Origin of the sequence: Thalassotalea litorea (assembly GCF_043642205.1) — a bacterium.
Taxonomy (GTDB): domain Bacteria; phylum Pseudomonadota; class Gammaproteobacteria; order Enterobacterales; family Alteromonadaceae; genus Thalassotalea_A; species Thalassotalea_A litorea.
This window is the reverse complement of record NZ_JBHZSG010000073.1, coordinates 1-7,723: the sequence shown is the minus strand read 5'-3', so window position 1 is coordinate 7,723 and position 7,723 is coordinate 1. Positions and strand designations below refer to the sequence as shown.

5 protein-coding genes are annotated in these 7,723 nt (G+C 44.8%); 2 read left to right on the top strand and 3 right to left on the bottom strand.

The annotated features are described in order from the left end of the window. Positions 1–162: 162 nt before the first annotated feature. From ACHUFQ_RS16775 to ACHUFQ_RS16765, 3 genes are read right to left on the bottom strand one after another with little or no spacing between them, the layout of a single operon-like run. Positions 163–2,388, bottom strand: a complete 2,226-nt coding sequence (locus ACHUFQ_RS16775; RefSeq protein WP_394177000.1) for a transglutaminase domain-containing protein — start codon at positions 2,386–2,388, stop codon at positions 163–165. Between the two features lie 19 nt (positions 2,389–2,407). Then, positions 2,408–3,529: a dipeptide epimerase gene (locus tag ACHUFQ_RS16770; protein WP_394176999.1), complete on the bottom strand. Its 1,122-nt coding sequence runs from the start codon at positions 3,527–3,529 to the stop codon at positions 2,408–2,410. Next, complete coding sequence (locus ACHUFQ_RS16765) at positions 3,516–4,979, bottom strand: SH3 domain-containing protein (RefSeq protein ID WP_394176998.1); 1,464 nt, start codon at positions 4,977–4,979, stop codon at positions 3,516–3,518. Before ACHUFQ_RS16765 ends, ACHUFQ_RS16770 begins: the two co-directional genes overlap by 14 nt. A 617-nt stretch (positions 4,980–5,596) precedes the next feature. Between ACHUFQ_RS16765 and ACHUFQ_RS16760 the strand changes: the two genes are divergently transcribed. Continuing rightward, positions 5,597–6,943 (top strand): Na+/H+ antiporter NhaC family protein, encoded by a 1,347-nt coding sequence (locus ACHUFQ_RS16760; RefSeq protein ID WP_394177001.1) that lies wholly within the window; start codon positions 5,597–5,599, stop codon positions 6,941–6,943. Between the two features lie 2 nt (positions 6,944–6,945). Next, a complete protein-coding gene (locus ACHUFQ_RS16755; protein ID WP_394176997.1) occupies positions 6,946–7,650 on the top strand; it encodes a M15 family metallopeptidase in 705 nt (234 codons plus the stop codon). Positions 7,651–7,723 lie beyond the last annotated feature (73 nt).

Below are 7,723 nucleotides of genomic sequence, written 5' to 3'. Positions count from 1 at the left end.
AACGAAATCTATGTTGTAACTGAACCTCTGCCCTAACTCTGAGTTGTGCACAAACTTAATGGGATTGGTATTACTGTGATAAATAACGAGGGGGAGTTGTATGGCCGAACAATTGGGGGCAGGGCAGGTAATTTTTTGCCGTTTTTTTGTGCTTCATGAGGCTTAGTTAGCCGGTATTTCAGGTAATCGCCAGTCACGTTTTAACGATTCGTACTGAGCCTTGGTCAGGGTAACCATCAGCGGATTTTTATCTTTATCTAACCAGGCTAATAACTTATCCATAGCTGTTTCGTCCATAGCGGTACAGCCAAGTGTCGGACTGGAGTCAGAGCGCCACAAATGGATAAAAATACAACTGCCGCTACCGGCGAGATTATCTGGGTTGTGGTGAACAAAAATGCCTTTTTTATAAACCTGATCATTTTTATGAATGTCCCGGCGCATTGGCTCGGAATTTCCTGCCAATGCTTGTTCGCCAACAACTTTAGTATCGGCGATCTGGTTGTATAACGGTGAACCGCCCACATCCATGCAAAAGTGGCTCGCGGTCATAGGTTCGTAATTCAAGCCGGTTGGTAAATCTGGTAAATAACCAAACGCGGTACCAAGTCGAAATACACCCGCCGGTGCTTTACCATCACCTTCTTGCTTTTGTTTTCCGGGTTGTTCCGGGTGCAGTCCTTTACCCCAGGCAATTCCGGTTTTGCCAACGACAATATCGGTTTCAATATTGGCAGATTTCCAGGTGGTGGGGTTGTTTTGTGTCTCGATTTGTTTTTCGAAGCTAAATAACTTTCCCTGAATCGCGTTTTCATCATCAGTGATCACCATAACGACTTGGTCACTATCTAATTCCGGCAACAAGAAATCCGGCTTGGCGAGGGTCGACAACACTGCTTGTTCACTAACTAATTCGTCTGATATATCCTGCCATTGCATATCATAACGCCATTGATTGAAATACAGGTTGCCACCTTGCCACTCCACCTCACCGCGTTGAGAGTCCACCGTTTCAGAGCGAAAGTGTTGTTTCGCCTGCTCAAATCCCTGAGAGTAATCATCATTGAAAATCAAACGATAAGAATCGATTCCGCTTAAATAAAACCACTTTAACGCCTCTTCATCGCTGTCCAAAACCCCATGGGTAACATCCATAGGAACCCAACCATAGGGCGCGAAATAGACCATACCCCAGTCATGCATGGTATCAAATTTTTTGGGGGAGAATTCCCAACCCGACTGCCAGCGAGCGGGTATGCCGTTGTATCGCAATAATGTGATCAGCAACATGGTTTGTTGTCCACAATCGGCGTGACCGGCGGTCATGGCATATTCGCTAATGTTGGGAATGGTTGAATACTCTATCGCCGTTGCCCAAGGGATATTATCCACATAGGTGAAAAGCTTTTGCGCGATTTTATAGGGGTTGGTCTCATCGCCTACAATGCGTTCAGAAAGTGCCTGGATTTCTGGGGTAAAGACCACATGCGGAGGACGTTGTTGCAAATATTCCATTAACGCATCATCGGGCATCACAGCCGTGACTTGTTCAGGTTCGACAGGCACAGACACGGCATAGGTATCGTACTCATATTCGACCCAAAATTCCGTTGGTTTATCTTCAACCGCTGGAGTTTCAAAATATATGGTTCTTTGCAGGCTTTCCTCTGAAGCAATTTGATGGACTTTCGGACTGGAGTCCAGATAGCGAATATTTTCCTGACGGCCTTCGATGTTACGAGGGAAGGGGATCCAGGCTTTTACCATTTCTCCCTGTGGTACCGCATTGGCGTTAACCGTCAAACTGTACCTGATTTTAAAACGTTTCTTTTCAACTTGAGTGTTTGCAACGTCGACCTGACTGACAATATCTTTGTGATGCTGGTGCAAAGCATATAACGGGGCTCTGTCAGTAAACGGTACATAGCCTTTGCGTCGTTTTAACGCCTGTTCATCCAATTGAAATAAGTTGTATCCGGCGCTGCGAAAATATTTGGTCTGCCCATCAATAATACGATGCTCCAATAAGCCTTCGGATTGCCATTTGGCTAGCTCCTGATCGCTGACTTTGCCAATGTGTTTCTCGATATATGCGCGAATATCACTTAAATCGGCACTGAAATCCTGCTCAATTCGGTCCATCCTTTCCAGTTCAAACTGTAACCCTTCTCGCTGTTTTACGGAAAGTTTTTTCCCTTCCAGTTGCTGTTGAATGCTGGCTCTTGCCTCGGCAAATTTGCCCGCTTTTATCAGAGATTGTTGTTGGCTCACTTTGGTTGGTTTTTCATTTAATCCATGTTGTTGGGTATCATCGCACCCCTGCACCAAGGCAACGGCATTCAGTATGGTTAAAAATAACAAGGATTTAAATCGTTTACACTCAGGCATGATAGCTACAGCTCCGTGTCTACAGGTAGGTTAATGATTGAATCGATTCAATCCCCAGCCCTGGAGATTGATTTAATGAAATGGCGGCATCGTGAAATTCAACAGAGCCTGCCACGGGGTTGAATTGACATAAGCTTGGTGAATCCAGATCAATTTTTGTGATCACCTGGTGTCGGGACGCTGCCACATGTGCGGCTGCGGCGACACCTATACTACTTTCCAGCATGCAGCCCATCATACAGGGCATTCGAAAAGCGGTTGCCGCATCGGCAATATGAAGTGCCTTGGAGATCCCACCAGCTTTCATCAATTTTATATTGATGATATCACAACCCTGATTCTGCATCAGATGCAATGACTGGGCGAAAGAGAACGCCGTTTCGTCCGCCATCACCGGCGTATGCAATTGTTCAGTGCAGTGTTTCAGGCCTGAAATATCATCGGCGGCAACTGGTTGTTCAATCAGTTCAAATTCAATGCCGGCCCGATTCATGGCACTAATAGCCTGAATACATTGCTTCGCGCTCCAGCCTTGATTTGCATCCAGACGTAATCGAATATCGGGTCCAACGGCTTTGGCAACGGCACCGATGCGATCGATATCCAGTTGCAAATCTTTTCCTACTTTTAATTTTAAGGTGTCATAACCAAGATCCACGGCCTTGATGGCGTCACTAACCATTTCGTCGGGATGGTTAACACTAATGGTAATATCCGTGTGCAATTGCGAAATGCCACCGCCAAGCGCTTGATACAAAGGTAAGCCCAGACTTTGCGACCAAAGGTCATAAATGGCAATTTCAACGGCGGCTTTAGCACTGCTGTTGTGGATCATTGCTTTGTCGATCAGCTGACAAATATCATTCAAATCGCGGATATGCTTGCCAAGGATAGCAGGCCAGATAAAGTCCCTGATTGCGGCCATGATAGAGGCATGGGTATCCCCGGTTATTACCGCCGTTGCCGGCGCTGAGCCATAGCCGATCATGCCATTGTCCAGTTCAAGCTCCACCACCACATCATCGACATGATCAACACTGCGTAGCGCGGTTTTAAAGGGGGTAACCAGAGGTACCTTTAATCGGCCCAGACGAAATTTTGTCAGACGTCCTTGATCAAGCCGTGATTTAGTTAGATTCATAATAGCGAATTTTCTTAATGTTATATAAAGAATTGATGTAACCTTTGAAAGGTAAAAGCGGCGTGACGGAAACACCGTTGAGTATGCCTTTTACTTTATTGCCCTGATGATCCACATAGCCCATTCCATAGACATCGTGGATTATAAAGGGGTTGCCGTCGTGATAGCCAAGAAACATAGCGACATGGCCTGGTAAATACAGTAAATCTCCTACTTCGAGATTGGCCAGCTCCGGTAATTTTTGCGACGCGGTTACCGATTTATCAAAACGAAGGTTATTGCCATAACTGTCGCTACCCTGTTGTCCGGAATTTCGCGGCATAACAATACCAAAGGTTTTATATATTTCGCCGACAAAGCCGGTGCAGTCACGGCCATTATAGTCATGACCCCAGCCATAGCGCTCACCGAGAAACTTAAATGCCTGGTTGATAACATTTTCCTGGGTAAATGGTAGATAGCCAACATTAACATCGGCACTTCTTGGGATCAAAGTGGGTTCAATTTTAAGTTGGCCATTATCTTGTCGGGTCGGCATTTTTACGATATAACCGGTGTAAGGGTTGTGGCGATTTAACTGGTATTTTGCAAACTCGCTGTGGCTAATGATAGGCAGTGATACGCCCATATCTAACTGCAGCTGCGATGTTTTATCATTCACAGGGTTGAAGGTTGTAAAGACTTTATCACCAGTGATGACTAATCGATTTTGTTGCGTATGGAAATCTTCAGCCTGAGCTCGGCTGGCAAAAGCGATATCCTTGTCCTGAACCCAGGCCCGATAGTTATAGCTACGGACAAAATGCCACTTGCCATCTTTTGAAGTGTGGACAACCGCTAATAGTTCGCCGGGAAAAGCGCCGGTTTCCTGAAAACGATCCAAGTCGAGATCCATGTTGGCATTAAATACCCTATCCAATGTTGGGTAGGTTCGTAAGCTGGTTCGTTTCGTTACCAGAGCAAAACGAACGTTTTGGTATCCTTTCAGAGCGTCCAAATTCATTAAATCATCATAAGCCTGATAATGGCTTTGGCTCAGTCTTTCGCCATTAGCAAAGAAACGTTCTGAGCTTGCGGGCTTACTGATGGCGCGAACAAACTTTTCAATAGTATCGGCAGCAAGACGATCAGGAAAACTTAAGGGTTGCTTTAAATAGGTACCACGATTGAATTGTTCGGTGTTAAACGCTTGAATTTGACTGGCAGTCATTAGCACGCTATTGGCATTGCTACCTTGCTGTTTACGCAAAGATTGCTGCCAAAATTCAGGGGTTAACTTTAACGTATCGATGTCGATGACATTGCTATATAAGTTACCTGAAAAATTATCGGACAAAGCGCTATTGTCGGCACTTGTGGCATGATTCATTATCATACCGTGAGCAATAACAAGGATCAGCCAGAATTTACTTGCTAGTGTTGAACCCGGTTTTGCTGTTAATCGTCTCATATTCATCGCATACATCGTTCTTGTTATCATTGAGAAACCCGTTTGTTGGCGGCTAATTCATCAATTTTGGTTGATATTGTGTTGCTTTGTGATTCAATCTTATCAGAAACATGGACTTGATAATTATTGTTTCATGGCTATCACGACAGCGTGGTATACCCTAAAAATCTTTAATTTCAGTGTATACCTATTTTTATGCTATTGGTTCGGCGCTACCTGGCAATGGTTGCCAATCCATCCTCCGATTTGGTGTATCGCAAAGGATACGTTTCCCTCGTCAGGCGTTTTTCATTTAACCGATTCACGTCTTAGATTCATCTGAATCGGGGATATCATTATTGTAAGAATAATGCTTTCTTATTGTAAAATGCAATGGTAATAAATTATTCTTGTTATGCGAAGGCATTGCGATATCCAAATGCTCGCGCTTCATGCACAGGATAAAAGTGTTTGAGCAAAGTCTTGACCAAGGATATCATTGTCGATTAACAGAATTGAATGGCGCCGTGTCGCTTGCGCGAGCGAAATGTGGTGGTAAGTCATTCAAAATAAAAAAACATTCAGGAGTTGTTGTGTCAGATTGGATTTCGGTAATACCCCCCTTAGTGGCCATCATTATGGTGCTTTGGAAAAAAGAAGTAATTCTGGCACTGTTGCTTGCCATCGCCAGTTCTGAGCTATTGATGCTGATGTCGGATGCGGGGACGTCAGAATCGCTGTTAACGTTTGGTATTGCCAGCGTAGAGCGAGTCGTCGGCGTATTTCAATCAGATGGCAATACCCGAATTCTGGTGTTTTCTTTACTTGTTGGTGCCTTATTGGCCTTTATGCGTGAATCAGGCGGGGTAACAGCAACGGTAAATTTTCTGATCCGTAAAGGCGTAAGTGGCAGTGCAAGACGGTCGCGTTTTTTAGCGTTTTTCACTGGGGTTGTGATCTTTATCGAATCAAACCTGAGTGTCCTAATGGCGGGGATTATTTCCCGGGGATTGTTTGATAAATTCGAAATGAGCCGGGCACGACTAGCATATATTATTGATTCCACCTCCGCCCCCATTTGTATTCTATTGCTGATGAACGGGTGGGGTGCCTATGTGTTAGGTTTATTAGGTAACTATGAGTTAGAACAATCCCTGGTCGGTATTCTGATCGCCACTATTCCGTTGAATTTTTATGCGCTGATCACGTTAGCGGTCGTTGTCTACACCTGTTGGACTGACAAGCTTCACGGCCCATTAAAACAAGCAGAGATTGAGCAACAACGCAGTCATAAGCACATTGAGCTTGATGTAAAACCGTCCAAGCCTGCTTTTATGTTAGTACCACTGCTGACCATGTCTCTATCCATGGTGTTCTTTATGTTTTTCACCGGTGGCGGTGATTTTACCCAGGGTTCCGGTTCTAAATCGGTGTTATATGCCACCACGTTAGCGTGTTTAGTGGCCTATACCATGATGGTTGGTTCGAAGCGATTTAAGCATGTTGAAATGACGAAGATTGGCTTTAAAGGGATGTCCGAGCTTTTACCTTTAGTTTGTATTGTTTTATTTTCTCTGGCGCTTGGCGCAAGCTTAAAGCAACTAGGTACGGGAGCATTTATTTCTGGTCTGGTTGCGGACAATCTACCACTGTTTTTAGTACCTGCGATGTTATTTATTGCTGGCGGGTTAATGTCATTTACCACGGGAACGTCCTGGGGGACATTTGCTCTGTTGATCCCTATTGGCATGCCATTGGTGATCAATCTTGATTTGCCTGCACCTTTGCTGTTGGCAGCAATTTTAGGAGGAGGTGTGTTCGGTGATCATTGTTCGCCCATTTCCGATACGACCGCGGTCAGTGCCGTCGCATCCGGATGCGATTTACTTGACCATGTCCGAACCCAGTTACCTTATGCATTGTTTGCGGGCGGCTTGACGGTTGCCGCATATATTATTACCGGACTAATGGTGATAGGAGCATAGTTATGGGCCGGGGTAAGACAGTTATTAATTTTTCGTGGATGCTTGCCAGTTTGATTGGCGTTGGTCAATCATTTGCCGCAGATGCGGGGAAACAACACTTTGTGGATATCAAAACGGTTGCACATCAGGTGCAGTACGATATTAGATACGCAGGCACGAATAATTTTGTCGGACAGACCATTGACGGGTATTTGAGCCAAAAGTGTTTTATCCATCGCGATGCCTTACCGGCAATAAAGAATATGGTTAATGAACTGGCAGCACAAAACATGACATTAAAATTTTTTGACTGCTACCGTCCCGAAAAAGCCGTTGCCCATTTTATGCGCTGGGCGCGGGATGCGGATGATATTAAAACCAAAGAACAGTATTATCCAAATCTGCCAAAATCGGCATTGGTCGGCCCCTACATCGCGGAACGATCCGGCCATAGCCGCGGTTTTTCTATCGACGTCACGCTGGTTAAACTCGACCAACATGGTGAGTATCAAGAGTTGGATATGGGCTCAGCCTATGATTTGTTCGACCCGATTTCTAATACCGATAATCCGGCTATCAACGAGCGACAACAGGCGAATCGAACTCTCTTAAAGAACCTGATGAAAACCCACGGCTTTACAGACTACCCAATGGAATGGTGGCATTTTAGTTACGCAAGCATTAGCGACCATCAAAAGCAGCAATATTACAATTTTAATGTTCAGTAATACCAATCACATTAAGTTTGTGCACAACTCAGAGTTAGGGCAGAGGTTCAGTTACCACATAGATTTTATTGAT